This window comes from Saccharomonospora piscinae, from assembly GCF_005862235.1.
Classification (GTDB): Bacteria; Actinomycetota; Actinomycetes; order Mycobacteriales; family Pseudonocardiaceae; genus Saccharomonospora; species Saccharomonospora piscinae.
This window is the reverse complement of sequence record NZ_VCEK01000001.1, coordinates 194,096-219,606: the sequence shown is the minus strand read 5'-3', so window position 1 is coordinate 219,606 and position 25,511 is coordinate 194,096. Positions and strand designations below refer to the sequence as shown.

25 protein-coding genes are annotated in these 25,511 nt (G+C 71.8%); 13 read left to right on the top strand and 12 right to left on the bottom strand.

The window, feature by feature from the left end; genetic code table 11:
- Window positions 1-26: 26 nt before the first annotated feature.
- The 4 genes from FFT09_RS01100 to FFT09_RS01085 all read left to right on the top strand — a co-directional run bounded on the left by FFT09_RS01100 (window position 27) and on the right by FFT09_RS01085 (window position 2,789).
- Window positions 27-992, top strand: coding sequence for an aldo/keto reductase (locus tag FFT09_RS01100; RefSeq protein ID WP_138381531.1), 966 nt, complete (start codon window positions 27-29; stop codon window positions 990-992).
- Window positions 989-2,035: a YncE family protein gene (locus tag FFT09_RS01095; RefSeq protein ID WP_425273034.1), complete on the top strand. Its 1,047-nt coding sequence runs from the start codon at window positions 989-991 to the stop codon at window positions 2,033-2,035. Before FFT09_RS01100 ends, FFT09_RS01095 begins: the two co-directional genes overlap by 4 nt.
- Window positions 2,032-2,259: a DUF5703 family protein gene (locus FFT09_RS01090; RefSeq protein ID WP_024873840.1), complete on the top strand. Its 228-nt coding sequence runs from the start codon at window positions 2,032-2,034 to the stop codon at window positions 2,257-2,259. Before FFT09_RS01095 ends, FFT09_RS01090 begins: the two co-directional genes overlap by 4 nt.
- 128 nt (window positions 2,260-2,387) lie before the next feature.
- Window positions 2,388-2,789, top strand: a complete 402-nt coding sequence (locus FFT09_RS01085; protein ID WP_244231130.1) for a hypothetical protein — start codon at window positions 2,388-2,390, stop codon at window positions 2,787-2,789.
- Between the two features lie 9 nt (window positions 2,790-2,798).
- On the opposite strand, the gene FFT09_RS01080 is transcribed toward FFT09_RS01085, so the two are convergent.
- The gene (locus FFT09_RS01080) at window positions 2,799-3,419 is read right to left on the bottom strand and encodes an L-threonylcarbamoyladenylate synthase (RefSeq protein ID WP_081190205.1); all 621 of its coding nucleotides are present in this window, start codon (window positions 3,417-3,419) and stop codon (window positions 2,799-2,801) included.
- Between the two features lie 86 nt (window positions 3,420-3,505).
- On the opposite strand from FFT09_RS01080, the gene FFT09_RS01075 reads away from it, so the two are divergent.
- Entirely contained in the window at window positions 3,506-3,730 is a 225-nt protein-coding gene (locus tag FFT09_RS01075) for a hypothetical protein (RefSeq protein ID WP_024873837.1), read from the top strand.
- Window positions 3,731-3,821: 91 nt separating this feature from the next.
- Here the strand turns inward: FFT09_RS01075 and FFT09_RS01070 are convergent, their stop codons facing one another.
- On the bottom strand, window positions 3,822-5,006 hold the full coding sequence (locus tag FFT09_RS01070; protein ID WP_138381530.1) for a hypothetical protein: 1,185 nt from the start codon (window positions 5,004-5,006) through the stop codon (window positions 3,822-3,824).
- A gap of 145 nt (window positions 5,007-5,151) precedes the next feature.
- Between FFT09_RS01070 and cysC the strand changes: the two genes are divergently transcribed.
- Window positions 5,152-5,748: an adenylyl-sulfate kinase gene (gene cysC / locus FFT09_RS01065; RefSeq protein ID WP_138381529.1), complete on the top strand. Its 597-nt coding sequence runs from the start codon at window positions 5,152-5,154 to the stop codon at window positions 5,746-5,748.
- Between the two features lie 67 nt (window positions 5,749-5,815).
- Here cysC and FFT09_RS01060 read toward each other — a convergent pair whose 3' ends face one another.
- From FFT09_RS01060 to FFT09_RS01035, 6 genes are all read right to left on the bottom strand, one after another.
- Window positions 5,816-6,469 (bottom strand): hypothetical protein, encoded by a 654-nt coding sequence (locus FFT09_RS01060; protein WP_138381528.1) that lies wholly within the window; start codon window positions 6,467-6,469, stop codon window positions 5,816-5,818.
- A gap of 155 nt (window positions 6,470-6,624) precedes the next feature.
- Window positions 6,625-7,443 carry an FAD binding domain-containing protein gene (locus FFT09_RS01055; RefSeq protein ID WP_138381527.1) on the bottom strand — a complete coding sequence of 273 codons (819 nt, stop codon included), beginning with the start codon at window positions 7,441-7,443 and terminating at the stop codon, window positions 6,625-6,627.
- Complete coding sequence (locus FFT09_RS01050) at window positions 7,440-7,910, bottom strand: (2Fe-2S)-binding protein (protein ID WP_081190210.1); 471 nt, start codon at window positions 7,908-7,910, stop codon at window positions 7,440-7,442. The genes FFT09_RS01055 and FFT09_RS01050 overlap by 4 nt, the downstream gene beginning before the upstream one ends.
- 5 nt (window positions 7,911-7,915) lie before the next feature.
- Window positions 7,916-10,171, bottom strand: a complete 2,256-nt coding sequence (locus FFT09_RS01045) for a xanthine dehydrogenase family protein molybdopterin-binding subunit (protein WP_138381526.1) — start codon at window positions 10,169-10,171, stop codon at window positions 7,916-7,918.
- A 153-nt stretch (window positions 10,172-10,324) separates the two neighbouring features.
- A complete protein-coding gene (locus FFT09_RS01040) occupies window positions 10,325-10,819 on the bottom strand; it encodes a hypothetical protein (RefSeq protein WP_081190529.1) in 495 nt (164 codons plus the stop codon).
- Window positions 10,820-10,860: 41 nt separating this feature from the next.
- Complete coding sequence (locus FFT09_RS01035; protein ID WP_081190211.1) at window positions 10,861-12,504, bottom strand: phytoene desaturase family protein; 1,644 nt, start codon at window positions 12,502-12,504, stop codon at window positions 10,861-10,863.
- Between the two features lie 75 nt (window positions 12,505-12,579).
- Between FFT09_RS01035 and FFT09_RS01030 the strand changes: the two genes are divergently transcribed.
- The gene (locus tag FFT09_RS01030) at window positions 12,580-13,671 is read left to right on the top strand and encodes an NAD-dependent epimerase/dehydratase family protein (protein WP_138381525.1); all 1,092 of its coding nucleotides are present in this window, start codon (window positions 12,580-12,582) and stop codon (window positions 13,669-13,671) included.
- 14 nt (window positions 13,672-13,685) lie between these two features.
- Here the strand turns inward: FFT09_RS01030 and FFT09_RS01025 are convergent, their stop codons facing one another.
- A complete protein-coding gene (locus tag FFT09_RS01025) occupies window positions 13,686-14,159 on the bottom strand; it encodes an SRPBCC family protein (protein ID WP_138381995.1) in 474 nt (157 codons plus the stop codon).
- Between the two features lie 148 nt (window positions 14,160-14,307).
- Here FFT09_RS01025 and FFT09_RS01020 point away from each other — a divergent pair, with 148 nt between their 5' ends.
- Window positions 14,308-15,429 (top strand): NAD(P)/FAD-dependent oxidoreductase, encoded by a 1,122-nt coding sequence (locus FFT09_RS01020; RefSeq protein WP_138381524.1) that lies wholly within the window; start codon window positions 14,308-14,310, stop codon window positions 15,427-15,429.
- A 64-nt stretch (window positions 15,430-15,493) separates the two neighbouring features.
- On the top strand, window positions 15,494-16,471 hold the full coding sequence (locus tag FFT09_RS01015; protein ID WP_138381523.1) for a bile acid:sodium symporter family protein: 978 nt from the start codon (window positions 15,494-15,496) through the stop codon (window positions 16,469-16,471).
- Window positions 16,472-16,480: 9 nt separating this feature from the next.
- Here the strand turns inward: FFT09_RS01015 and FFT09_RS01010 are convergent, their stop codons facing one another.
- Entirely contained in the window at window positions 16,481-16,837 is a 357-nt protein-coding gene (locus tag FFT09_RS01010; RefSeq protein WP_024873824.1) for a hypothetical protein, read from the bottom strand.
- 184 nt (window positions 16,838-17,021) lie between these two features.
- Between FFT09_RS01010 and FFT09_RS01005 the strand changes: the two genes are divergently transcribed.
- The 3 genes from FFT09_RS01005 (at window position 17,022) to FFT09_RS00995 (ending at window position 20,795) form a co-directional block, all read left to right on the top strand.
- Entirely contained in the window at window positions 17,022-17,552 is a 531-nt protein-coding gene (locus FFT09_RS01005) for a DUF2231 domain-containing protein (protein WP_138381522.1), read from the top strand.
- An 88-nt stretch (window positions 17,553-17,640) separates the two neighbouring features.
- Entirely contained in the window at window positions 17,641-19,713 is a 2,073-nt protein-coding gene (locus tag FFT09_RS01000) for an amylo-alpha-1,6-glucosidase (RefSeq protein WP_024873822.1), read from the top strand.
- 59 nt (window positions 19,714-19,772) lie between these two features.
- Window positions 19,773-20,795: a glycosyltransferase family 4 protein gene (locus FFT09_RS00995; RefSeq protein WP_138381521.1), complete on the top strand. Its 1,023-nt coding sequence runs from the start codon at window positions 19,773-19,775 to the stop codon at window positions 20,793-20,795.
- Here FFT09_RS00995 and FFT09_RS00990 read toward each other — a convergent pair.
- A complete protein-coding gene (locus FFT09_RS00990) occupies window positions 20,777-22,993 on the bottom strand; it encodes a DUF6351 family protein (RefSeq protein WP_138381520.1) in 2,217 nt (738 codons plus the stop codon). The two genes, FFT09_RS00995 and FFT09_RS00990, sit on opposite strands and share 19 nt — an antisense overlap.
- Before the next feature lie 79 nt (window positions 22,994-23,072).
- On the bottom strand, window positions 23,073-24,341 hold the full coding sequence (locus FFT09_RS00985) for a hemolysin family protein (RefSeq protein WP_081190216.1): 1,269 nt from the start codon (window positions 24,339-24,341) through the stop codon (window positions 23,073-23,075).
- Between the two features lie 185 nt (window positions 24,342-24,526).
- Here FFT09_RS00985 and ligD point away from each other — a divergent pair, with 185 nt between their 5' ends.
- Complete coding sequence (gene ligD, locus FFT09_RS00980) at window positions 24,527-25,486, top strand: non-homologous end-joining DNA ligase (protein ID WP_138381994.1); 960 nt, start codon at window positions 24,527-24,529, stop codon at window positions 25,484-25,486.
- The last annotated feature ends 25 nt before the right edge of the window (window positions 25,487-25,511 follow it).

Sequence of the window (25,511 nt, the reverse complement as noted above, 5' to 3'; positions counted from 1 at the left end):
CCGCGTGACGGTTAGGCTCTGGCGCTATGGAAAGCCGTCAGCTCGGCACATCCGGTCTGCGGGTCTCCCGTGTGGGGCTCGGCACGCTGTCCTGGTCGACCAGCTCCGACGCCGAGGACGCCGCCAACCAGCTCGCCGCGTTCGTCGACGCGGGCGGAACCCTCGTCGACACCGCCGACATCTACGGCGACGGGGAGGTCGAGCTGCTGCTCGGGTCTCTGCTCGGACACCTCGTTCCCCGCGACAGTGTGGTGCTGGCCACCAAGGCCGTCGCCCGCAGGACGAACGGACCGTTCGGGGGCGGCGCCTCACGGGGAGCACTGCTGCGCGCGCTCGACGGCTCCCTGCGTAGGCTCGGAGTCGATCACGTGGACCTGTGGCAGCTGCACGCCTGGGACGGCGCGGTCCCCCTCGAGGAGACCCTGTCCGCCGTCGACCACGTCGTGCGCAGCGGCAAGGCCCGCTACGTCGGGGTGTGCAACTACACGGGCTGGCAGCTCGCGACCGCCGCCCCGGGATTGAAGGAAGGGCGGATCGTGTCGATCCAGTCGGAGTACTCGCTGCTCGAGCGCGGCATCGAGCGCGAGGTCGTTCCCGCGGCCGCGCACCACGGCATCGGCGTGCTGCCGTGGGCACCGCTGGGCCGGGGAGTGCTCACCGGCAAGTACCGCACCGGCACGCCCGCCGACTCGCGCGGTGCGTCGTCCGACTACGCCGGATACGTCGAGCAGCACCGCACCGAGCGGGCCTCCCGGATAGTGGAGGCCGTCGTCACGGCGGCGGACGGGCTCGGAACGTCGCCGCTGTCGGTGGCGCTGGCGTGGGTGCGGGACCGGCCCGGTGTCGTGGCGCCCATCGTGGGCGCCAGAGACAAGACCCAGCTCGCGGGCTCGCTGGCCGCCGAGTCGCTCACCCTGCCCTCGGCGATCAAGAACGCGCTCGACGACGTCAGCGCCGTCGAGTTCGGCTACCCGGAACGGTGGCTCTCGTGAGGGCCCGGCGTGACGTGCGGACTCTCGCCGTCGCACTCGGCTGCGTGGCCGCGGCCTCACTGGCCGCGTGCGGCAACGACGGCGAGGTGAACGACGAGCTGCAGGTCGTGGCCGACCCGAGCGCGGCGAGCCCCGCCCGGGCACCGGAGCCGACCGCGACCCCGGAGGGCACCGTGTTCGGGGCGGACCAGGGAGCGGTCACCGACCTCGCCACGGATCAGGAGACCGGCACGCTCGCCGTCGCGGTCACCGATCCCCCTCGGGTGCTGCTCTATGACCTCGCCGACCTCGCCGGCCTCCAGGGCGACGAGCCCGGGCGGCCCACGACGGTGGAGCTGCCCGCGCCGGCCGGAGACCTCACCGCCTCGCAGGGCACCCTGCTCGCGTCCGTGCCCGGCGCCGACGTCCTCGCCCGTATCGCGCTGCCCTCCGGGTCGCTCGACACGACCGACGTCCGGGGCGGACCGACCGGTGCCGCCGTACTCGGCGACCGCACCCTGGTGAGCCTGCGGGAGCGCCGCGGCGTCGCCGTGGTGGAGGACGGCCGCGTGACCACCACCGTCGAGGGCGGCCTCAACAGCGCCGACGACGTCGTGGTGGCCGGCGGCGAGCCCGTCGTCCTCGATCGCCTGCGCACCGCCGTGTTCGCCGTCGACCTCGACGAGCAGGAGGTCGGGGAAGGGCTTCGAGCGGGCCAGGGCGCGACGAACGTGGCCACCGACGACTTCGGCCGGGTCTTCGTCGCCGACATCCGGCGCGGCGGTCTGCTCGCCTTCTCCACCGACCCGCTGATGTTGCGGCAGCGCTATCCCGTGCCCGGCGGTCCCTACGACCTCGCCCACGACCCCGAGCGCGACCTGCTGTGGGTGACGCTGACCGCGCGCAACGAAGTCGTGGGCTTCGACGTTCGCGGCGGCGAACCCCGGGAACGCCACCGCTACCCCACCGTCCGGCAGCCCGATTCGGTTACCGTCGAACCACGAACCGGTCAGGTCGTGGTGGGCTCGGCGACCGGGGAAGGGGTCCAGGTGATCACTCCATGACGAACGCGGAAGCGGTGGTCGACGGCGACTGGGAGTACCGCCGGGTGCAGCTGCCGCCCGGCGTGTCGCGGTTGTCCGCCACGGTGCAGCTGTCGATCCAGGCGGAGTTCTCGGGCTGGGAACTGTCCAACGTCCGGCTCTACTCCGACGGCACGCGGAAGGTGTGGCTGCGCAGGCGGCGCTCACTCGCCTCGGCGGCACTGCTGCCCGGCCTCATCACCTGAGGCGTCACCGAGGCGACACTCCCCGCAAACCCCGCCACGGGTGTCAGTGGCACGGGTGACAGCGACTTGACACTACTCCGTTCGATCGAACTATTGTTCGACTTACGGGAGTAGTGCGGGGAGTACACGTGAACCAACCAGCATCAGTGCCGGGACCCTCGGACCCACCGTGGCCGTGGTGGCAGCGCGACGAGAGTTCCACGCCGACCCGGCCGGTGTGGACGCGAGCGCGGGACGCGCCCGAGGGATTCCGGCCCGTCGACCCGCCCCGCTGGGTGTGGGTCGACCTGCGGGCGGCACTGCGCAAGGACGCCTTCACCTTCACCGACGAGGACCCGGGCGGGCTGCAGTACCGCTACGAGGCCAAAGGGCTGCTGCGCGCGTGGATGCCCGCGGTCGACGGGAGCGCGCTGGCGCTGGTGACCTACCAGCTGCTCACGGCCGACCTGGCGTGGCGTACCACCGTGACGGCCTTCGTGCCCGCACACACCGTGCGGTTCCGTTCCCGGACCGGCCGGGAGACCCGGTGACGCGCCGCGTCACCGGAACCGCTCGACGTCTCCGGAGCCCTCGCGCACGATCTCCGGCACACCCTCGGAGAAGTCGACGACCGTGGTCGGCTCCACCCCGCAGTCCTCGGAGTCGAGCACCACGTCCACGACCGAATCGAGGCGCTCCTTGATCTCCCAGCCCTGCGTCATCGGGTCCTCCTCGCCCGGCAGCAGCAGGGTGCTCGACACGATCGGCTCCCCCAGCTCCGCCACGAGTGCCTGGGTCACCACGTGGTCGGGGATGCGCACGCCCACCGTCTTCTTCTTCGGGTGGGCCAGCTGGCGCGGCACCTCCTTGGTGGCGGGCAGGATGAACGTGTAACTGCCCGGCACGGCGGCCTTGATGGCGCGGAACACGGTGTTGTCCATGTGTACGAACTTCGCGAGCTGCGCGAAATCCTGGCACACGAGGGTGAAGTGGTGGCGCTGGTCGAGTCGTCTGATGGAGCGGATGCGATCCATACCCTGCTTGTTGCCGAGCACGCAGCCCAGCGCGAAGCAGGAGTCGGTGGGGTAGACCACGACGCCGTCCGACCGCAGGGCGCGCACCGCCTGCGCGATCGCGCGGGGCTGCGGGTTGCGGGGGTGCACGTCCAGATATCTCGCCACGACCGACAGGCTAGGGGCTCGGTCCGGGGAAAGCCACCAGCCGGGTATGCCCGGGCGATTCGCCGAGTTTGGCAGAATACGCGCCCATGACCGGACGACCGCAACGCCCCACGGTGGATCTGTCCCGGCGGCGGCTGATCTCCGTGGCGCTCATGACCGCCGTCGGGCTGACGATCTTCGTCGTGGCGATGTTCACCACCGAGCCGAACTGGCTGATGTGGTTCTTCGGCGTGCTCATGCTGCTCAGCGCGCTGGCCTTCTGGACGACCTACGTCGTGTACCGCCGCAGGAAACGCGCGGCCGAACGGTGAGTCGCGTCGTCGCACCCGCCGACGGCTACGCGAACCGCAGACACGACGACGCAGACTGCGGACACGGCTACACGGGCTGCGGACACGGCGTTCAGGCGCGCCGCGACGGGCGCACCCGCCGGTACAGGCGGCGCGCGTGGTTGAGCGGGGGCGAGTCGTCGGAGGCTCGCCGGACCGCGTCGAGAACTCCGGCCATGCCCGGCCGGGGTTCGTCAGGTGGCGGGGGCCCGTCGGGCGGCCGGAGCTCCTCCCTCGCCAGCGTCGCGATGGTCTCGACGGCGGCCGCCAGCATGCGGCTCTGGTCCGCCTCGGCCGGTTGCGCGTCGGGGTCGGGCGGTTCGGGCAGCAGGTCGTCGAGGTCTCCGACGACGTGGTAGCCGGAGTCGGTGATGTCGCCGACGAACCGGGTCGCGGCGCGCCTGGCCCAGTCGTGCGCGTCGGCGGGCAGGGCCAGGCGGGGTGACTCGCGCCGCGCCAGGATCGTCGCGGCGACGTGGTCCTTGACGAACTCGGCGTAGCGTGGCCAGTCGAGATCGTCACCGAGCGCGACGTTGACACGCCGCAGCAGTTCGGTCTCGGCGAAGCCGAGCGACTGGTTGTGCCTGCCCACGTCGGTGTGCAGGTGCCGGGCGTCGACGCCGAGCACGGCGGCGAAACGTTCCCACAACACCCGCGTGGAACCGCCCCGGCGGGGCACCGTGACGACGTGCACGCGCTCGGGCGGCAACGACGTGCCCCAGGTGCGCAGCACCCGGGGAAGGTCCTGGAAGTCCCAGAACCCCCGGCTGACGTCGGTCAGCTCGGGTGAGCGCAACGCCGCCAGCAGCTCGTCGAACGAGGTCGTGTGCCGGGTCTTCACGTTCTCCTGCCACACCGACGGCACCTGGCGGGCGAAGTCACGCACCGTACACACCACGTGGATCTCGGCGAAGTGCAGCGCCTCCCGCACCTGCCGCGCCTCGTCCGGGCTGGCGGGAGCGAGCAGCTCCGTGGAGAACACCGCGTCGCCATGCCAGCTGCGGAGGCGCTCCACCAGCGACGACCACGAACCCACGACACCGGGCTCGTGCCACTGCCGGTAGCGCCCGGCATGGACGTCCATGGCGGCCCGGTGCTGCGCCGCCGGGTCCTGGCCCGGATAGAGCAGCCCGCCGTCCGCGAGGGAGTCCCGGTGCAGCCACATCAGCTCCTGGAGCATCGTGGTGCCCGTCTTCGGCAGGCCGACATGGAGGTACAGGCGTCGGCTCGCCCGTGTCGTGGATGTCGCGGTGGTCATGGGCACGGCATCCTATCGCCACCGCTACCCAAGCCACTTCATGTCACTCGGTGGGGTGTTGCCCTATAGTGCGAGCCTCACCCTGCTCGACTGCGGATTGTTACGCAGGTGGGGTCATGGTTCACACCACCGAGGAGGAACTCGCATGTCGCATGAGCCGACCGTCGCACTCGAGCAGGGCGTCACGGTCTGGCTGACCGGGCTCTCCGGAGCCGGGAAGTCAACCGTGGCCTCGACCATCGCCTCGTCGGTCCAGGCCACCGTCGAGGTGGACGTGCTCGACGGGGACGAACTGCGCGGCACCATCTCGTCCGACCTCGGTTTCTCCGCCGACGACCGGCACACGCACGGTGTCCGGGTGGGTTACATCGCCGAGCTGCTGTCACGGCACCGGGTGCTGACGCTGGTGCCGGTGATCGCCCCGTACGCACGGACCCGCGCTGCCGTGCGCGACCACCACGAGCGCAGGGGCACCGCCTTCGTCGAGGTCCATGTGAGCACACCACTGACCGAGTGCGCGCGCAGGGACCCGAAGGGCCTGTACGCGAAGGCGGCGGCGGGCGAGATTCGCGGGCTCACCGGAGTGGACGACACCTACGAACGCCCGGCGGAACCGGACCTGCGGGTCGACACCAGCGCCCTGACTCCGGGCGAGGCGGCCGAGGAAGTGGTCGACCTGCTGCACCGCCGCGGTCTGCTGTCCACAATGCATTCGACCGCACGGGACGCGGCGGTACTGTAGGGCTTTCGCGCCGAGTGCCGTGCGTGCGGCCCGCCGGACCCGCCCCGGCGGGCCGCACGTCCACCGGTCAGAGCCCGAAGAAGTGCGCGACGGCGTTAGCCGCCGTCTTGATCTTGTCCCAGATCCAGGCCGCACCGTCTTTGATCTTGTTCCAGATCCACTCGAGCTTCTGGACCAGCCACTCCGCCGCCTTCTTCACGAAGTTGACGACGGCGGCGACCACCGCGCTGAACCCGTCAGCGATCTTCATCAGGAACGGGCGTTCGTCCGGGTGCGCCAGCCCGCGATCCATGATCTTCTGGTAGAAGGCGTGGTTGGCCGCGAGCAGTCTGTCCCCGCTCTTCTTCTCCTTCTCCTTCATCGACGCGATCCATGCCGCGTCGTCGAGACTCTTGGCGTCCTTGAGTTTGGAGATCTCCTGGTGGATGTCCTCGTCGGTGTCCGTGACGATCTGGTGGAGTTGCTGGCCGGACTCCTTGGCCAGTTGCGTGGCAGGATGATCCGGGTGTGGGAGCGGAGTCGCGGTGGCCGAGTGCAACGTCGCCAGCGCGCGGTCCACTTCGTCGTCCACATCGGACAGTGAACCGAACGGCTCGGGAGAACGGTCGGGGCTGTTCCCGCTGATCGCGGCGAAGCTTTCCGGGTCGCCCACGAGGGCGCTTGTGGCGTTGAGCTTCGCCTCGTGAGCGGCGACGAAGGCGTTCCAGATTTCATCGGACACGGTGGGTTTCGTATTAGTCACGGTGCGTATTTGTACCCAAGGCGGGCCCGGCGACGCGAGAGATGCGCCGCACTCTCACTCAGCCGTGCCCGCGATTGCTCTGTCCGAGGGAGCGGCGAGAGGTCCGGACCAACGCGGCGTGAAATCGCACCCGGTCAGCCCAGCCGGTCGGCCTGGAGCAGCGTCCGCTCGGTCAGCACCCGCGCGAGATGCCGCCGGTAGGCGGTCGTGGCGTGGGGCTCGTCGGCGGGGCTCGTGCCCTCGTCGGCCAGCTTCGCGGCCTCGGCGATCGGGGCACCGTCGGCGAGCGCCCGCTCGGTGACCCCGGCCCTCAGCGGCGTGCCACTCATGTTGATCAGTGCGACCGCGCGGTCGCACACCGCGACACCGACGACGGCCCAGTCGATCGAGCGGCGGGTGAACTTCTCGAACCCCCAGCCCAGGCCGGTGTGTTTCGGAACCCGGATCTCGGTGAGCAACTCGTCCGGCTCGCAGGCGGTGGTGAACGGGCCGGCGAAGAACTCGGTGGCCGCCACACGCCGCTGCCCCGAAGGTCCTCGCAGCACGAACTCCGCGTCGCAGGCCAGCAGGGCGGCGGGGAGGTCGGCGGCGGGATCGCCGTGGACGACCGAGCCCCCGACGGTGCCGCGGTGGCGTACCTGCGGATCGCCGATCACCCCGGCGACGTGCGCGAGCAGCGGCACGTGCTCGGACAGGAGCGAGTCACGGCTCAGGTCGTGGTGCCGGGCCAGCGCGCCGAGCACCACGGCGTCGCCGTCGTCGCGGACACCGGCCAGCTCCCGCAGTCCGCCGATGTCGACGACGATCTCGGGCGCGGCCAGGCGCAGCTTCATCAGGGGCAGCAGCGAGTGCCCGCCCGCGAGCAGCTTGGCGTCGTCGCCGTGCTCGGCGAGCGCGGCGAGTGCGTCGTCCACAGAGGACGCCCGTTGGTAGCGCAGTGCGGCGGGAATCACTGCTGCACCTCCTGGCCGGAGGCGTCCATCACCGCGTTGACGATGTTGTGGTAGCCGGTGCAGCGGCAGAGGTTGCCCTCCAGCCCCTCCCGCACCCGCTCACGCGAGGGCGCCGGATCGCGCTCCAGCAACGACGCCGCTGCCATGATCATCCCGGGAGTGCAGAAACCGCACTGGAGGCCGTGCTGGGCACGAAACGCCCGCCGCAGCGGGTGCTCGCCACCGTCGTTGCCCGCGAGCCCCTCCAGCGTCGTGACCCGCTGCCCCTCGGCCTGCGCGGCCAGCACGGTGCAGGACTTCACCGACTCGCCGTCCAGCAGCACGGTACACGCACCGCACGACGTGGTGTCGCATCCGACGTTGGTGGCCGTGAGGCCCGCCTGCTCGCGCACGAAGTGGACGAGCAGGGTCCGGTCCTCGACCTCGCCGGACACCGTCCGGCCGTTGATCTCGATGGTGACGCGCAACGCTGTCAGTCCGCCTCTCGTACTCGCGTCAGTGCCTCCCACACCCGCAGCGGGGTGGCAGGCAGGTCGATATGGGTCACGCCGAGGTACGCCACGGCATCGACCACCGCGTTCTGCACCGCCGGGGTGGAACCGATGGTGGCGGCCTCGCCGATCCCCTTGACCCCGAGGGGGTTGCGGTCGGTGGGCGTGGCCATGTCCGCCAACTCGAAGTCCGGCAGGTCGGCAGCCGTGACGAAGGAGTAGTCGGCCAGCGTGGCCGTGGTGGGGTTGCCGTCGGCGTCGTAGTGCATGACCTCCAGCAGCGCCTGCGCCACCCCCTGCGCGAGGCCGCCGTGCCGCTGCCCGGTGAACGTGACCGGGTTCAGCACGGGCCCCGCGTCGTCCACGGCGACGATGCGCCGCAGCACGACCTTGCCGGTCTGCGTGTCGACCTCCACCACAGCCAGGTGCGCGCCGAACGGGAACGTGGGCGCCACCTCGTCGAACCACACCTCGGCCGACAGCGCACCGGGCTCGGCGCGGCCCGCCACGTCAGCCCAGCTCACCGTGCCCCCGGAGGCCACGCCCCTGACCCGCCACACGCCGGTGGTGGTGTCCAGTTCGAGATCGTCGGCGGACGCCTCCAGCGCGTCGGCCGCGACGCGGCGCGCCCTCTCCACGACCTCGTCGGCGGCCTTGCGCACCGCCGACCCGCCGAACTGCAACGACCGGGAGCCCATCGTGCCCATGCCCCGGGGGACCTCGTCGGTGTCCCCGTGCCGCACGGTGATCCGGTCCATCGGCACACCGAGCCGGTCGGACAACAGCATCGCGAACGTGGTGTCGATGCCCTGGCCGTGCGGCGACACTCCCGTGTACGCGGTGACGCTGCCGTCGGGGTTGATGTCCACCCTGCCGCTGTCGCCGCGATTGTCGCCGCCGGTGATCTCGACGTAGGCCGACAGTCCCAGCCCGAGCGCCACCGGGTCGCCGTCGGCGCGGCGGCGGGCCTGCTCGGCGCGCAGATCGTCGTAGCCGCCCGCCGCGAGCACCGCGTCGAGCGCGGTGGCGTAGTCACCGGTGTCGTAGGTGGCGCCGGTGGGCGTGGTGTGGGGGAAGGCGTCCGGCGGGATCAGGTTCCTGCGGCGCACCTCGGCCGGGTCGAGACCGGTCTCGGCGGCGAACAGGTCCATCGCGCGCTCCACCGCGGCCGTCGCCTCGGGCCGGCCCGCGCCCCGGTAGGCGGCGACGGGGGTGGTGTTGGTGACCACCGCGCGGCTCATCGTCTCCACGACCGGGAACCGGTACACCCCGCACGCCATCAGTTCGGTCAGCACCGGCAGGTACAGCGCGCGCGGATAGGCACCGGCGTCCTGCACGACCTCCACCCGGAACGCCAGCACCGTCCCGTCCCGGCGCCCGCCGATGGTCACCGTGTTGCGCTGCGCCCGCCCGTGCGTCATCGCGACGAGGTTCTCGCTGCGCGTCTCGGTCCAGCGCACCGGCCGCCCGCACCGGCGGGCCGCCCACGCGAGCACCACCGGCTCGGGATCGGCACCGATCTTGGCGCCGAAGCCGCCGCCGACGTCGGGCGTCACCACCCGCACGGTGGCCGGCTCCACACCGAGGCCCTTCGCGAGCGCCGACCGCGCGAAGTGCGCGTTCTGCGTGGACAGCCACACGGTCACCCGGCCGTCGTCACCCCAGGCGCAGGCCGCACCCCGCGTTTCCAGCGGCGCGGGAGCCACCCGCTGGTTCTCGATCGTCCTGGTGACGACGACCTCGCAGTCGGCGAAGGTGCCGTCCGCGAAGTCACCGCCGTGGGTCTGCGCCACGTTGCCGTCGAGTTCCGGGTGCAGCACGGTGTCCCCGGCCAGGGCCGTCCCGACGTCGGCGACGACGTCGAGCGGTTCGTAGTCGACATCGACGAGTTCGGCGGCGTCGGCGAGCTGGTACGGATGCTCGGTGAGCACCAGCGCGACCGGCTCACCCACGTACCGGACCACCTCGCCCGCCAGCCACGGCTGGGCCACCGGCCCCGCCTTCGCCTCGGCCAGATCCAGGTCGGCGGCCGTGTACACGCCGACCACGCCCGGCGCGGCCTCCGCCTCCGTCGTGTCGATGCCGGTGATGGTCGCGTGCGCGATCGGGCTGCGCACGAACACCGCGTGGGCGGCGCCGGTCAGCGCCTCCTCACGCAGGTCGTCGAGGTAGGTGCCCCCGGTCGAGAGGAGTCTGTCGTCCTCGACGCGGGCCACCCTGGTGCCGACGATGCTCACTCGTCTCGCCTCCGCTCCGTGCTCGGAGCCGATCATGCCGAATCGGCGGGCACCCGCGCCAACGCGACACGGCCCGCGGCCGCGGCTCACCCGCCCGGCAGAGACGAACTCCACCGAGTGCGACACCGGGATTGGCCCGGCCGGGGGGTTGCGTCAGGTGAAGGCGGCGTCGGCGAACCGGCCGTGCAGCCGCCACACCGTCGCCGCCTGTGCCTCGGCGCGAGCGAGCAGCTCGTCGAGCTCGTCGGGGTCCAGCCGCCCGTCGCGGGCGGCGCGAGCCCGGAGGCTGTGCCACAGTGCCGACTTCAGCGTCACCTGCATGGCGAGTCCTTCCAGCTCCAGCACCGGGCTCGACGGCGACGACGCCAGTACCCGCCCGTTGAACTTGAGCCTGCCGACCTTCTCCGCGGCCCACGCCGCCGTCGCCTTGTACGCCCGCACCGGCACGTCCAGCTCTCCCATGATCCGGCGCACGGTTCCGAGGTCGGCGGCGAGTTCCTCGGCGATCCCGGCCAGCTCGGCCGCGTGCGGGGAGTTCCGCTGCTGCGAGGCCAGCCGCCGGGCCAGCTCCGCCCCGCCGAGCGCGGCGGCGTGATGATCGTTGAGGTACGTGGCGAGAACGAGGTCAGCCGAGTCGACACCGAGCATGGCCGCCGGATACCCCACGCGCGGCGATCGACACCCCGCGCTCAGCGCGGCTCGGCGTACAACGCACGATGCAGGGCCCGCATCATCGCCCCGTAGCCCGTGCCCGTCACCCCGCCCCGCGCCAGGGCCGCCTTCGCGGCGTTCGCGCCGGGCCCCCCGTGTACCGCTCCACCGGGGTGAGCCGAGGCCCCTGCCAGGTACAGGCGATCCACCGGAGTGTCCGATCGCCCCAGACCCGGCACCGGCCGGAACACGAGCTGCTGGTGCAACGCGGCCGTGCCCGCGTTGATCGCACCACCCACCAGACTCGGCTGCCACCGGTGCAGATCGGCGGGGCCCAGCACGTGCCTGCGGCGGATCCGCCCCGTGAACCCCGGAGCGTGGCGTTCCACGATCTCCTCCATCAAATCCACGAACCGGCGCAGCCGGTCGTCGTCCCACGCGAGCCCCTGCGGCACGTGCGTGTACGCCCAGGCCACCTCGGTGCCCTCCGGCGACCGCGTGGGGTCGGTGGTGCTCATCTGCCCGAGCACCAGCATCGGCTCTCGGGGCACCGCACCCGAGTCCAGCTCGGCGCTGTAGCGCGTGAGCCCGTCGAGGTCGTTGTCGAGGTGTACCGTGCCCGCGCCCGCCGCGGCCGGATTGCGCCACGGGATCGGACCGGACAGCGCCCAGTCGACCTTCACCGTCGCGTCGTCCCACTCGAAACCGTCCAGGTCGGACAGCAGCCGGGCCGGAAGGTGATCCGGCCCCACCAGCTCCCGGTACAGGATCGGCGCGGGCACGTCCGCCAGCACCGCCCGCTTCGCGCGCACGAACCCGCCCTCGGCGTCCCGCACCCCGGCCGCCCGGCCCCTGGCCACGAGCACCCGGGTCACCGGGCGTCCGCATTCGATCCGGCCGCCCCTGGTCCGCAGCCGGGCGGCCAGCGCGTCGGCGAGGCCGCCCGCACCGCCCTCGGGAACCGGGAAGCCGACGTCCTGTCCGAGCATGGACAGCAGCCAGCCGAACACCGAACTCCCGGCGGCCCCGGGGCCCAGGTCGCTGTGCAGTGCGTTGCCCGCCAGCAGCAGCCGGGCGCCGTCACCCCGGTACGTCTGTTCCCCGAGCGCGCGCACCGGCATCGCGAGCATCCGCGCGAACCTCACCCCGTCGGCGGCTCCGAGCGCCCGCGCCAGCCGCAGCCCAGGCCGCACCGGCGGAAACGGGGTGAACAGGGTGTCCAGCAACGGGTCGCGCACCTGCCGCCACTGCGCGAACTGGGTGCGCCACGCCTCGCCGTCCCCCTCGGCGAACGCCGACACCGACGCCACCGTGGCGTCGAGATCACGCGACAGCACGGCCACCCGGTCGTCGGGCAACACGTGTGCCAGCACCGACGGCGCGTGCCGCCAGCGCAGCCCGTACCGCTCCAGGTCGAGACCGCGGATGACCGGTGAGGCGGCCGACAGCGGGTAGAACGCGCTGAACACGTCGTGCCGGAAACCCGGCTCGGTCAGCTCCGCCGTGCGGACGGCACCGCCGATGTGGGGCGTGGCCTCCAGCACCAGCACGTCCCAGCCGGCGTCGGCCAGCAGGTTCGCGGCCACGAGGCCGTTCTGTCCCGCGCCGACGACGACGGCGTCCACCGTGTCGCCGGGGGTTGAGTTCGAGGGCGCCGCGTTCACGGCCTGTGACGTACCCACTCGCCGGGACACTACACCCGGCCTCCGCACCGTCCCCGCGTTTCCCCGCGACGCGCAGCGGGGATCAGCAGGGGTGTGACGGTCGGCGGAACGGTGGTGGTGACCGGGGCGAGCGGTAACGTCGGGACGGCGTTGCTGCGGAGCCTGGCGCGCGACAGTGGCACCTCCCTCATCGGCGTCGCGCGGCGGGTTCCCGAGCCGGGCACCGAGCCCTACCGGCACGCCGACTGGGTTCCGTGCGACCTGGGCGCCCCGGAGGCGCCGGACACGCTCGACGCCGCGTTCGACGGAGCGACCGCGGTGGTCCACCTGGCCTGGGCGATCCACCCGCGACGAGACGACCCGCCGCTGTGGCGCACGAACACCGTGGGTACCCGCACGGTGTTGCGGGCCGCCGCGCGCGCCGGGGTGGGGCAGCTCGTCGTGGGATCGTCGGTGGCCGCCTACTCCCCCGCGCCCCGGTGGTCCCGCGTCAGCGAGGGCTGGGCGACCGGCGGCATCGCGGGCAGCGCCTACAGCCGGGGCAAGGCGTGGCTGGAGCGGGAACTGGACCACTTCGCCGTCCGGTATCCCGGCATCGCACTGAGCCGGGTGCGGCCGTGCGCGGTCCTGCAACACGACGCCGCGGGCGAGTTCGCTCGCTGGCTACTGGGCGTGGCGCTGCCCGGCCGCTGGACCGGGCGGGCGTGGCTGCCGCTACCGCTCTGGCCGCATCTGCGGGTTCAGGTGGTGCATGCCGACGACGTCGCCGCCGCGATCCACACGATTCTCGACCGGCGAGCCACGGGCGCCTTCAACGTGGCCGCCGAACCCGTACTGCGGGCCGCCGATCTCGCCGCCGCCGCGGGCAGTCCCCGCGTGGTCGTGCCCAGGACGGTGCTGCGCGCGGGCAGTGGCCTGGCGTGGCGCACCGGACTGCATCCGCTGCACCCGGGCTGGCTCGAACTGGCCGATCGCGCCAGCCTCGCCGACACCACGCGCGCCAGGACCGCGCTGGACTGGGTGCCGGCCCACGACGCCGCCGAGACGGTCAGCGGCCTCGCCGCGGGCCTGCGCGACCGGGCGGGCACCGCCAGCGACGCACTGGCACCCGAGACCGCCGCGCCGCTGTGGCGGCGCTGGTGCTCGGTGCCGTGGGGAAGGCCCAGCCACCAGTCCCAGGACTGAACCGGTTCGCCCGTTCACCCCGGCGTTCCGGCGGGACCACCGCGCTCCCGCGAGGTCCGCCCGACCACCATGTCCTGCAACCGTGCCAGCGCCTCGGCATTGCGGGGCCGCAGGTATGCCGCCTGCACCGCGTCCGGCAACGCCGCCGCCGGGCCGCTGACGGCCTCCTCGGCCAGTGTGACGCGCGTAGCGTGCTCGCCCCCGGCGTCGAGGGTGATCCGCACCCGCGCCCGCCCGAAGAACCAGGCCCGCGCGGCCAGCTCGAGCATCCGCCCCGCCGCGACCGCCGTGACCACCGAGACGTCCGGCACGAGCAGCGGCCACATCCCCGCCTTGTGGTGAATGCGGGTGCCCTCGGCGGGAAAGCCCTCGTCGACGTCCCGGACGTGGGCGTTGCCGACCACCCAGCCCGCGTACGTCCACCCGTCGGACAACACGGCCCACACCCGGTCCGGCCGCACGGGCATCACCCGGCTCACCTCGATCATCGCGCGCACCTCCACGTCCCCAGTACCCACCCCGGCGCCCGCCGACGCCTCCGCCGCACAGGTGACGCCCTTCACGGCCCATCGCTGTCACACCCACGCGGGCGACGTCGTCTTGGGAGTACTGGGAATACGACGAAAGGAGCCCGACATGGCAACCCGAACCCGCATCGTGGTGATCGGCGCCGGATACTCGGGGTGGATCGCGGCCCGGTCGCTGGCCCGGCACCGGGACCTGGCCGTGACCGTGGTCAATCCCTCCGACCGGTTCACCGAGCGCGTGCGCCTGCACCAGCTCGCCACCGGGCAGCCCACCCGGGACCTTCCACTGCGCGAACTGGCCCGGGGCGCGAAGGTACGGCTGGTCGTGGACACCGCGACCGCCCTCGACCCCGAGCGGCGCGGGGTGCGCACCGCGGGCGGCGCCGATCTACCCTACGACCAGCTCGTCTACGCGGCGGGCAGCGTCGGTGACCGCAGTGCGGTGCCGGGGGCCGCCGAGCACGCCTTCTCCGTCGACGACACCGCGAGCGCCCGCAGGCTGGCCCGTAGGCTGCGCTCCGGCAGCGGCGACGTCACCGTCGTCGGTGGCGGCCTCACCGGTGTGGAGACCGCCACCGAGATCGCCGAGTCGTTCCCCGGCCACACCGTCCGGCTCGTGACCGACGGGACCTTCGGCGCCGCGCTCTCGGACCGTGGCCGCCGCCACCTGCGAACGGCGTTCACCAGGCTCGGTATCGACGTCCTCGACGAGGTGCGGGTCACCGAGGTCCATACCGACGGCCTCACCCTGACCGACGGCACCGTCCTGCCCACCGGGACGGTGGTGTGGACCACCGGATTCCGGGTTCCCGACCTCGCGGCGCGCAGCGGCCTGGCCGTGGACGACGCGGGCAGGCTGATCGTGGATTCCACCGTCCGGTCGGTGTCACATCCTGAGGTCCACGGAGTGGGCGACGCCGCCGTGCTCCGGGCCGGCGACGGGCGGCCACTACGGATGGCCTGCGCCACCGGTCTGCCCTCCGGCGCCTACGTCGCGAACGCCATCACCGCCCGCCTGCGCGGCGAGTCACCTCGCCCGTGGCGGTTCCGGTACGTCACGCGGTGCATCAGCCTGGGCAGGCGCGACGCGCTGGTCCAGGCCGTGCGGGCCGACGACACTCCGATCGAGGCCGTCCTCACCGGCCGCACCGGTGCCGTGGTCAAGGAGGCCATCGTCCGGGGCACCGTGCTGGTGCAGCGGCATCCGCGGTGGGCGAGCGCCCTCGCGTGAGTCCCCCGGACCACGACCACCCGTAGAGTGACACCGGACATCGACAGGGTTGCTGAGGTGGGACATGGGCGCAGGACGGAGTCCGCTCGCGGCGGTGGCCGGGTTCGCCGGCCGCTGGTTCGCGGTGCTGGTGCTGGCGGGCGGGCTCGTGGGGCTGCTCGTTCCCGAGCAGACGGCATCGCTCGCCGCGTTCGTGCCGCTCCTGCTCGGCGTGATCATGTTCGGCATGGGGTTGACTCTGCGGCCCACCGACTTCGCACTGGTGTTGCGGCGCCCCTGGGCCGTGCTGCTGGGCCTCGGTGCCCAGTTCCTCGTGATGCCGCTCGTCGCCGTGGGAGTCAGCTGGACGTTCGGCCTCACCGGTCTCCTGCTCACCGGCATGGTGCTGGTGGGCTCGGCTCCCGGTGGTACCGCGTCCAATGTGATCGTCTACCTGTCCCGGGGCGACGTGGCACTGTCGGTGACCCTCACCTCGGTCGCCACACTGCTGGCGCCCGTGCTCACTCCGCTGCTCGTGTTGTGGCTGGCCGGATCGAACCTGCCCGTGGGATTCGGCGACCTGTTCCTCTCGATCGTGCAGATCGTGCTCGTCCCCGTGCTGGCCGGCATCCTCGTGCGCGCGCTGGCGGCGCGGCTCGTGGAACGGGTCCTGCCGTACCTGCCGCTGGTGTCGGTCACCGGCATCGTGCTCGTCGTCGCCGCCGTGGTCGGCGCCAACGCCGACGTCGTCACCACGAGCGGCCTGTTGCTCGTCGCCGCCGTCATCGTCCACAACGGCCTGGGGCTGCTGCTCGGCTACTTCGCGGCCAGGGTCGCCGGTCTCGACGAGTCCGCGCGCCGGGCGGTCAGTGTGGAGGTCGGCATGCAGAACTCGGGTTTGTCGGCGAGCCTGGCCACCGCCCACGTCGCGCCGCTGGCCGCGCTGCCTGCCGCCGTGTTCTCGGCCTGGCACAACGTGTCCGGAGCCACGCTGGCCGGCATCTGGGCGCGCAGGCCCGTGAGCGGCGCGGACCGGGCACAGCCGGAACGACGCCGCGTGTGACGGCGCGGTTCAGGCGTCCTCGCCGGTGTCGAAGGGGAAGAATTCGAAGCGCAGCGTCTCGTGCCGGACCACAGCCCTGAGCACACCCGCGATGTCCCGCCGACGCAGGTAGTCCAGCGTGCGCGCCAGTTCCTCCGCGGCCCGCGACGGGTAGCCGTCGGTCTGCGCGAGAGTCCGGTGCAGTTGCGCGATCTCCCAGCCCTCCCGCGTCCCGCTGCCCGCGGGCGCGGCGAGCGTGACGTCGAGCAACCAGCGGGACGCCTTGCCCGTCAGCTCCGGTGTCTGGTGCGCCTCGATACCCGCGACGTGGTCCGCCCTGATCAGCCCGTCGCTGAGCGTGGCGATCCAGATGTTCTCCAGCGCCATACGTGGCCGGGTACCCCGCGTACGGGGGTGACATGCCTAACGACGGTCACCTCCTGCCGCGGGGTATAGGTCGTTATACATCACTGTCACACGATCAGGTCAACCTCCCTGCGTGACCACGGCCGCGCGCCCGTCACCGGAGTGGCCGAGGTTCGACCACGTCTGCCCGGGTACCAGAACCGGAATGATGCTCGATCGATTGCTGCGCAAATCCGAGTCCTTCGACCGCCTCGACCACCTCACCGCGAAGGCCGCCACACAACTCCGGCGCGCGCTGGACGGCCGGGCCGTCGACCGTGCCCTGCGGGGATCGTGGCTCGGCCACCCGGTCCACCCGCTCGCGGTCACCGTTCCGATCGGCGCGTGGGTGTCCTCCGCCGTGTTCGACGCCCTCCGCAAACGCGACGCCGCCCGCCTGTGCGTGGCCGTCGGCGTCGTCACCGTACCCACCGCCGTCGTCACCGGACTGGCGGAGTTCTCCCGCCTGTCCCCCGTGCAACGCCGTGTCGGCGCGCTGCATTACCTGGCCATCGTGGCGGCACAGGCGTGTTACGTTACGTCGCACCGCTGCCGGACCCGCGGCTCCCACGGCGCAGGAGCGTGGTGGGGACTGGCCGGGCTGGCCGCGGTCTCGGCGGGCGGCGCGCTCGGCGGCCACCTCTCCTACGCCCTCGGCGCAGGCGTGTACGAGTGGCAGCGGGGCCCGGAAAGCTGATTCCGGAACACCGTCGCCTCCGCCGTGCGGCCAGCCCCGGCGGGCACGCCCGTCGTCCCCGACAGCGAGCACGCCGAGGAGGTCCGGCATGGCGGTGACCCTCGTCCACGGAACGTCGTTCTGTGTCTGCGGCGACGACGGCGAGTTCGGCGGTGCCCTCGCCGAGGGCACCTTCTACCAGGACACCCGCATCCTCTCGGGGTGGAACCTGCGCATCGACGGCAGGCCGGTCGAACCGATCACCGTCCAGATTCCCGAGCCGTTCCACGCGCGGTTCGTCGGCCGGGCCCACTCCGGCGAGGGCGAGGGCGAGAGCTCGCTGCTCGTGCGCCGCGAACGCTACATCGGCGGCGGCATGCGCGAGGACCTCATCCTGCGCAACTACGGGCGAGTCGACGTCACCTGCACGGTCGGCTTCCGGGTCGCGGCCGACTTCGCCGACGTCTTCGAGGTCAAGGCGGGCCGCATCCGCGACAAGGGGCACCACGCCGTCGAGGTGACCGGCAGCGGCCTCTACCTCGCCCGGTACCTCGACTCCACCAGCCGCGGCGTCCGGATCACCGGGCACACCCTCGACGACACCGCCGCCGAGTACTCCCGCGACCGCGTGAGCTTCCGGGTCACCGTCCCCGCCGGAGCGGAGTGGTACGCCTCCGTGGCCTCGCTGCCGGTCGTCGACGGCACCCCCATCACGCCGCTGTTTCCGCGAGAGCGGCCGGTCGAGCTCTCGCGGCCCGCCGTGCTGGCCCGCCGCTGGCGCGAGGAGAGCCCGGTGCTGCGCTACTCGGACAACCGGTCGGTGGCCACGAGCCTGCAACGCAGCCGCGAGGACCTCGGAGCGCTGCGCATGTTCGACCCGGACCACCCCGACGACGTCGCCATCGCGGCGGGCGCCCCGTGGTTCATGGCGCTGTTCGGTCGCGACTCACTGCTCGCCTCGCTCATGTCGCTGGCCGTGGACCCCTCCCTCGCGCTGGGCACCGTGCAGACGCTGGCGCGCCACCAGGGCACCGCGGTCGACCCCGACAGCGAGGAGGAGCCCGGCCGCATCCTGCACGAGGTACGGTTCGGCGCCGACGTCTCCCTCGCGCTGGGCGGCAGCCACATCTACTTCGGCACCGTGGACGCCACACCGCTGTTCGTGATGCTGCTCGGCGAGCTGAGCCGCTGGGGCATTGGCAGGGACCACGTCGAGGCACTGCTCACGCACGCCGACCGCGCGCTCGACTGGCTCGACCACTACGGCGACCGCGACGGCGACGGCTTCGTGGAGTACCACCGCGCCACCGACCGCGGGCTGGTCAACCAGGGCTGGAAGGACTCGTGGGACGGCGTCAACTTCGCCGACGGCACCATCGCACGTTCGCCCATCGCCCTGTGCGAGGTGCAGGGCTACGCCTACGCCGCGTTCGTGGCCCGCGCGGAACTGGCGGAGAGCTTCGGCGACCGCGACGGCAGCCGCCATTTCCACGCTCGCGCCGCCGAACTGAAACGGCGGTTCAACGAGACGTTCTGGCTGCCCGAACTCGGTCGTTACGCCCTCGGACTCGACGCCGACAAACGCCCCATCGACTCCGTTGCGTCGAATATCGGTCACTGTCTGTGGACCGGAATCATCGCTGAGGACCGCGCGGCCTCGGTGGCCGATTCCCTGCTGGACGAAACCATGTTCAGCGGCTGGGGAATTCGCACCCTCTCCTCGGAGATGGGCGCCTACAACCCCATGAGCTACCACAACGGCTCCGTGTGGCCCCACGACAACGCCATCATCGCGGCTGGGCTCATGCGCTACGGGTTCGTCGATCACGCCCAGCGGGTCGCCGTGGCGACCTTCGACGCCGCCGACGCCTTCGACGGCAGGCTGCCCGAGCTGATGTGCGGGTTCGACCGCTCCGAGTACGCCACCCCCATCCCGTACCCCACCTCGTGCTCACCGCAGGCGTGGGCCTCGGCCGCCCCGATCCACCTGCTGCGGACTCTCCTGCGGTTCCAGCCCGCACTGCCGCATCGCAGACTGCGCATTTCCCCCGCGTTACCGGAATCCTTCGGAGCGTTACTGATCGATGACGTTCCGCTCGGTGGTAGCCGGATTTCCATCGAGGCCAAGGGATCGGGAGTCCGCATCGGACATCTGCCCTCCGGTATCGAATTGGTTCATTAGGTCGAAGGACATTCGCGACGGCACCGTTTACCCCCTCACCCCCCGGGAATGGGGCGAACATGAGTCAACCCAGTATCGCCATGATCGCGCCCCCCTGGTTCGAACTCCCGCCCACCGCGTACGGCGGCATCGAAGCCATGTGCAGCGACCTCATCGAACAGCTCACCCTCCGCGGCCTCGACATCACGCTCGTCGGAGTCGGGCGCAACGGCACTCCCGCCGACTTCGTCCCGACCTACGACCAGCCCAACGAGAACCGGCTCGGCCAGGTGCTGCCCGAGGTCACCCACGCCGCCGCGCTCACCGAGATCATCGAGAAGCTCGATCCCGACGTGGTGCACGACCACAGCCTCGCCGGGCCGCTGATGGCGCGGGGACGCACCGTGCCGACCGTGCTCACCGCGCACGGCCCCGTCAACGGCGAGATGGGCCAGTACTACCGCGGCCTCGGCGACAGCGTGCAACTGGTGGCCGTCTCCGACGCGCAACGCCGCCTCTCCCCCGACCTCAACTGGGTGGGAACCGTCCACAATGCGGTCAGCGTCGAGCGGTTCCCGTTCCAGGAGGAAAAGGACGACTACGCCCTGTTCCTCGGCCGGGCCTGCGTCGAGAAGGGCATCCCTCAGGCCATAGCGGCGGCTCGGCGCGCCGGGATCCACCTCAAGATCGCCGCGAAGTGCCGGGAACCCGAGGAGAAGGCGTACTACGACCGCGAGATCGCGCCGCTGCTCGGACCCGACGTCAAGTGGGTCGGCGAGGCCGACCGCGCGCTCAAGGTGGAACTGCTGCGCTCGGCGCGCTGCCTGGTGTTCCCGGTGTGCTGGGAGGAACCGTTCGGCATCGTCATGGTCGAGGCCATGGCGTGCGGCACGCCCGTCGTGGGATTCCGCAGGGGGTCGGTACCCGAGGTGGTCACCCACGGCCGCACCGGCTACGTGTGCGACGACGTGGAATCACTCGCACTCGCCATCGACCGCGCGGGCGATCTCTCGCCGCACGACTGCCGCCGTGAGGCCGAACTCCGCTTCGACGTGGAGATGATGGCCGACCGCTACGCCCGCATCTACCGCTCCGTGCTCTGAGCGGCCCCACCCGGAAGCTGGGCGATCCCCGCGACCGGGTACCGCAGCCAGGTCCCCAGCAGGCCCTGCTGCTCGATCCCGGGCCGCGTGTAGTCACACACGCCGTCGGGGAAGGTGGCTCGCAACCGCTGCCACTGCCGCTCACTCAGCGGCACGTCGTAGTCGGCGGCATCGACCGGCTTGAGCCGGCACTTGACGATGTCGGCCGCGACACCCTCGCCCGCCACCTCACGCGGGAAGGAGGCCGAAGGGTACCAGCGCTCGCACTCGCTCGCCGGATCCCGGTCCAGCGGTTGGGCCACGAAGACCGGGTTCTCGTCGCGCGAGTAACAGCCCTCGCGTAGTCCGTCCGGTTTCGCCGCGGCGATGTCCGCGACGCCGAAGGGAGCGTCACCGGTGAAGTCCAGATTGGTCAGCCACCGATCCATGCCCTCGATCGCGCTGCGCAGCAGCGGGCTGCGGGTACTGAAGTTCCCGTAGCGGTCGTCCTCGAGCAGGCTCACGTGGTTGGCAGCGGAGGTGTTCGCCGCGCGTAACCGCTCCCGCATCGAGAAGGTGTGGTAGCGCACGTGGATGTCGCCGTTCGGGCTGTCGTCCTGATAGGCCCGGTAGTCGATGATCGGCACCTCGCCGAGCCCGCCACCGCCGTTGGTGAGCCGCCCCGTGCGGTAGGCGATGCGGATCGCCTCCCGGTCACCCTGCGTGCGCCGCGCCACGATGTTGGCGTCGTCGTCGAAACCGCCCACACCGGCGTTGAGGTCGAGGAACTGCTCCACCGTGATGGTGTCGTCGTTGAGAGCGCCCAGACCGTACTGGATGCCCACGTTGTCCAGCGGCCTCCGCGCGAACCCGGTGTCGGGGTCGCGGCCGTAGACGTTGACAGCGTGATCGTACACGCCACAGCGCACGTCGGCCGGATTGGTGTCGGGATGGTAGCGCTCGTCCTCGGGCACCATGTCGCAGAACGCCGTCGGATCGATGCGGCGCGCCCCCGCGGCGACGTTGGGTGCCGTCTCGTAGCGCAGGAAGCCGGTGACCGCGCGCTGTTGCTCGCGCGTCCACTCCACCTCGGAGTCACCGAAGTACTCGTGCAGCAGCCAGGCGTCGGTGATGAAGTTGACGGTGCCGAACCCCACCTCGGGAAACGAGCAGCCCACGATGATGCCGTCGAAGATTCCGGGATAGTTGTCCACGATCTGGTGTGCCTGGTAGCTGCCTCCCGAGCAACCGAAGCCGATCGTGTGCTCGATGGGTCCGTAGCGTTCGACGAACCGCTCCTTGACCATCATCGCGGTCTCCGCCGCCGTCACGTCCGCGCAGTTGGCGCCGTAGACGTTGAGCGACGAGGACAGCACGCCGTAGCCCTCGCGCAGCATGGCGTCGTCGGTGACGCCGCCGGTGGTGTTGCCCTGCCGGTACCAGCCGTTGACACAGCCTCCGCCCAGTGTGTAGAGCACTCGGCCGTTCCAGGCCGACGGCGGTGCGGCATGGCTGGGGGCGGGTTCGGCGAGGGGATCGTGCAGGACCGTGAACTGGTAGATACCCCGGTTGGCCGTGCCCGTCTCCATCCGCACCACGTAGGGAACCCGAGCGCCCCGGGACGTGGTGGTGGTCGCGAGATCGCCGGGATAGGCAGTGGTGCCCTCCGGCCACGGCGCGAAGGCGGCACCGGTGGTGCGGTAGAAGTAGTCCACGCGCGTCGCGATCGAACAGTCGTCGTCAAGGGGACGGCCCAGCGTTGCACCCAGCACGGGCAACCGGAAGTCCGTCGTCTCACACCGGAAGGGCTGCTGGTGCTCCCCCGAGAACACCGGCCCTTCGGCCGGGTGGTTGGTGACGACCAGCTCGGCACGGGGCCTGCCACGCCCCGGAACGGCCGCCACGATCTCGTTGCGCCCCGCACGCAACCCGCCGACCAGCCCCGTCAGCGTCCTGTCCCGACGGTCCACTGTGAACGATTCGGTGACGTCCCTGCCGTTCACGCGCACCGACACCGCGGGAAGCGGGAACCGGCGCGGAACGTCCACGCGCACCAGCGCGTCGCCCGAGGTCACCGTGTCGGGCCTGCTCGACAGGACCCGCACTCCCAGCTCGCGCTCCCCCGCCGCGCTGTGGCCCGGCGCGAGCGCCACCACGAGCGTCGACAGCAGAGAGACCACCAGCGCGGCGAGCAGCCGTCTCCCGGAACCACGTCGCATTCGGACCTCCCACACCCACACCCGGCGAGCTGTACTGTAGTCGATCGAACGCGCTGCGTAATGACCCTTTCGAGCGTCGTCACCAGTGCCGGCGCAGCCGCACCGTGGTGATGGCGTGGCCGCGCACGTCCAGCACCTCGAACGACCACCCCGATACGGTGACCCGGTCGCCGGGCCGCTCCGGGATCTTGTCCAGCAGCACGAGCAGCATTCCCGCGACGGTGGCATACTCCCCGGCGGGCACGTCGGCGAGCTCCACCCCCACACCCGGCAGATCGTGTACCGGGAACACGCCGGGGACGACCAGCGCGCCGTCCAGCTCCGTGCGCACCCCGAGCAGGTCCCGGTCGGTCTCGTCCTGGATCTCGCCGACGATCTCCTCCAGCAGGTCCTCCAGCGTCACGAGTCCCGCCAGAGCGCCCTGCTCGTCGGCAACCAGCGCCAGCTGCTCGTGCTCGGCCTGGAACCGGCGCAGCGCGTCGGAGACGCCGAGCGAGTCGGGAAACACCACGGCCGGGCGCGTCACCCGCGACAGTGCCACCGTGTCGTCCAGCAGATCCCGCAGGTGAACCATGCCCACCAGATCGTCGAGATGCCCGCCGCGCGCGACCGGCGCGCGCGAGTGCCCCGAGGCCGCCAGCCGTGCTCGCACCGTGGGCACGTCGTCCTCGGCGGCGAGCGTGACCACGGACCCGCGCGGGACCAGGATCTCGCGCAGCCTGCGCTGACGGATGTCCAGCGCCCCTGTCATGATCGCGCGCTGTTCGGTGGTGAGGCCGCGCTGCGCCGCGACCAGCTCGCGCAGTTCCTCGGCGGACAGCTGACCGGTGTCGGTCTCCGACCGGCCACCGAACAGGCGCACCACCAGGTTCGTCGACACACTCAGCAACCACACCACCGGGCGGGACAGCGCCGACAGCACCGCCAGCGGGCGCGCCACCACCAGCGCCCACGGCAGCGCGTTCTGCATGGCCAGCCGCTTGGGCGCCAGCTCACCGAGGACGAGGGTGACGAACGTGAGCACGACCGTCACCACGGCGACGGCCACCGCTGCCGCGGCCCCACCAAAGAAGCCGAACAACGGCACCAGCGGCTCGGCCAGCGACACGGCCGCCGTCGCGGACGCGAGGAACCCGGCCAGCGTGATACCGATCTGGATGGTCGCGAGATACCGGTTCGGGTCACGGGCGAGTCGCGCCACCGCCCGCGCACCGGGACGGTGGTCACGCTCCAGCGCCCGCAGCTGCCCCTCCCGCAGCGTGATCAGCGCGAGCTCGCTGCCCGCGAACGCCGCGTTGAGCAGTACCAGCACCCCGACCAGCACCAGGTTCAGCCCGTAGCCGTCCATCACACGCTCCCCGACCGGACAGGCAGGACGGACCCGAACGCTAGTCCACCGGAGTACCGGGCGCCTCGCGTGAGAACCGGCTCGGGGGTCACCCGCAGCGGGGTGCTCGGCTGCGGACGGGTGAGGCCGACGGTGGGATGGACGGTATGGCCGCTCTATCCACGCTGCCCGCACCGCTGGCGCCGATGCTGGCCGTGCCCGGCGGCGTGCCCGAGGGCGAGCAGTGGGCGTACGAGTGGAAGTGGGACGGTGTCCGCGCGGTCGTCGGACTCGCGGGCGACGAGGTCCGGGCGCACTCCCGCACCCTGCGCGAGATCACCGCCAGCTATCCCGAGCTGCGGGCACTCACGACACTGACCCGGCGTCGGCTGCTGCTCGACGGCGAGATCGTCGCGCTCGACGAGCGTGGTCGGCCCGACTTCGCCCGGCTCCAGTCCCGGATGCACGTCCACCGCCCCGCCGCCCGCCTGCTCCGCGACGTGCCGGTGTGCTACTACGTGTTCGACCTCCTCGTGGCGGGTGACGAGGAGCTACTGTCACTGCCCTACCACCGCCGCCGTAGCAGGCTCGCCGACCTCGGCCTCACCGCTCCACCGACCGTGCGCACCCCGGACCACCACACCCGGGTGGCCGGTTCCGACCTGCTCGACGTCGCCGCCGATCACGGGCTCGAAGGGATCGTGGCGAAACGGCTCGACTCGCGTTACCGGCCCGGCGCGCGATCCCGCGACTGGGTGAAGACGCCGCTGCGCACGACTCAGGAGGTCGTCGTCGGCGGCTGGGTGGCCGGTGAGGGCCGTCGCACGGGAACGCTCGGCGCGTTACTGCTCGGTGCGCACCGCAGGGACGAGCCCGGTGCCCTCGCCTACGTCGGCCACGTGGGCACGGGTTTCACCGAGTCCGCGCTGGCCGACCTGCTCACCCGACTTCGGCCGCTGGAACGGCCGTCGAGCCCGTTCGCCACGCCCGTGCCCCGTGACCGGGCCCGCCACGCGCACTGGGTCGAACCCGTGCTCGTCGGAGAGGTCGAACACCGGCAGTGGACGGCCGAGAACCGGCTCCGTCACCCGTCGTGGCGCGGACTGCGGCCCGACCGCGAGCCGGGTGAGATCACGGTTCCCGCGCCCGGGGATCCACCACCGTGACCGTCACACTCGCGCAGCACGCCCC

What these genes read in the sequence shown, in the direction of transcription:
- FFT09_RS01040 (WP_081190529.1), bottom strand. Translation starts at nt 10,819, where the DNA reads ATGCTCGGTGTCGACTCGGCTGACCTCGTTCTCGCCACGTACCTCAAC.
- FFT09_RS01020 (WP_138381524.1), top strand. Translation starts at nt 14,308, where the DNA reads ATGGCAACCCGAACCCGCATCGTGGTGATCGGCGCCGGATACTCGGGG.
- FFT09_RS01070 (WP_138381530.1), bottom strand. Translation starts at nt 5,006, where the DNA reads ATGACCACCGCGACATCCACGACACGGGCGAGCCGACGCCTGTACCTC.
- FFT09_RS00985 (WP_081190216.1), bottom strand. Translation starts at nt 24,341, where the DNA reads ATGGACGGCTACGGGCTGAACCTGGTGCTGGTCGGGGTGCTGGTACTG.
- FFT09_RS01010 (WP_024873824.1), bottom strand. Translation starts at nt 16,837, where the DNA reads ATGGCGCTGGAGAACATCTGGATCGCCACGCTCAGCGACGGGCTGATC.
- ligD (WP_138381994.1), top strand. Translation starts at nt 24,527, where the DNA reads ATGCTGGCCGTGCCCGGCGGCGTGCCCGAGGGCGAGCAGTGGGCGTAC.
- FFT09_RS01090 (WP_024873840.1), top strand. Translation starts at nt 2,032, where the DNA reads ATGACGAACGCGGAAGCGGTGGTCGACGGCGACTGGGAGTACCGCCGG.
- cysC (WP_138381529.1), top strand. Translation starts at nt 5,152, where the DNA reads ATGTCGCATGAGCCGACCGTCGCACTCGAGCAGGGCGTCACGGTCTGG.
- FFT09_RS00995 (WP_138381521.1), top strand. Translation starts at nt 19,773, where the DNA reads ATGAGTCAACCCAGTATCGCCATGATCGCGCCCCCCTGGTTCGAACTC.
- FFT09_RS01005 (WP_138381522.1), top strand. Translation starts at nt 17,022, where the DNA reads ATGATGCTCGATCGATTGCTGCGCAAATCCGAGTCCTTCGACCGCCTC.
- FFT09_RS00990 (WP_138381520.1), bottom strand. Translation starts at nt 22,993, where the DNA reads ATGCGACGTGGTTCCGGGAGACGGCTGCTCGCCGCGCTGGTGGTCTCT.
- FFT09_RS01100 (WP_138381531.1), top strand. Translation starts at nt 27, where the DNA reads ATGGAAAGCCGTCAGCTCGGCACATCCGGTCTGCGGGTCTCCCGTGTG.
- FFT09_RS01025 (WP_138381995.1), bottom strand. Translation starts at nt 14,159, where the DNA reads ATGATCGAGGTGAGCCGGGTGATGCCCGTGCGGCCGGACCGGGTGTGG.
- FFT09_RS01000 (WP_024873822.1), top strand. Translation starts at nt 17,641, where the DNA reads ATGGCGGTGACCCTCGTCCACGGAACGTCGTTCTGTGTCTGCGGCGAC.
- FFT09_RS01015 (WP_138381523.1), top strand. Translation starts at nt 15,494, where the DNA reads ATGGGCGCAGGACGGAGTCCGCTCGCGGCGGTGGCCGGGTTCGCCGGC.
- FFT09_RS01075 (WP_024873837.1), top strand. Translation starts at nt 3,506, where the DNA reads ATGACCGGACGACCGCAACGCCCCACGGTGGATCTGTCCCGGCGGCGG.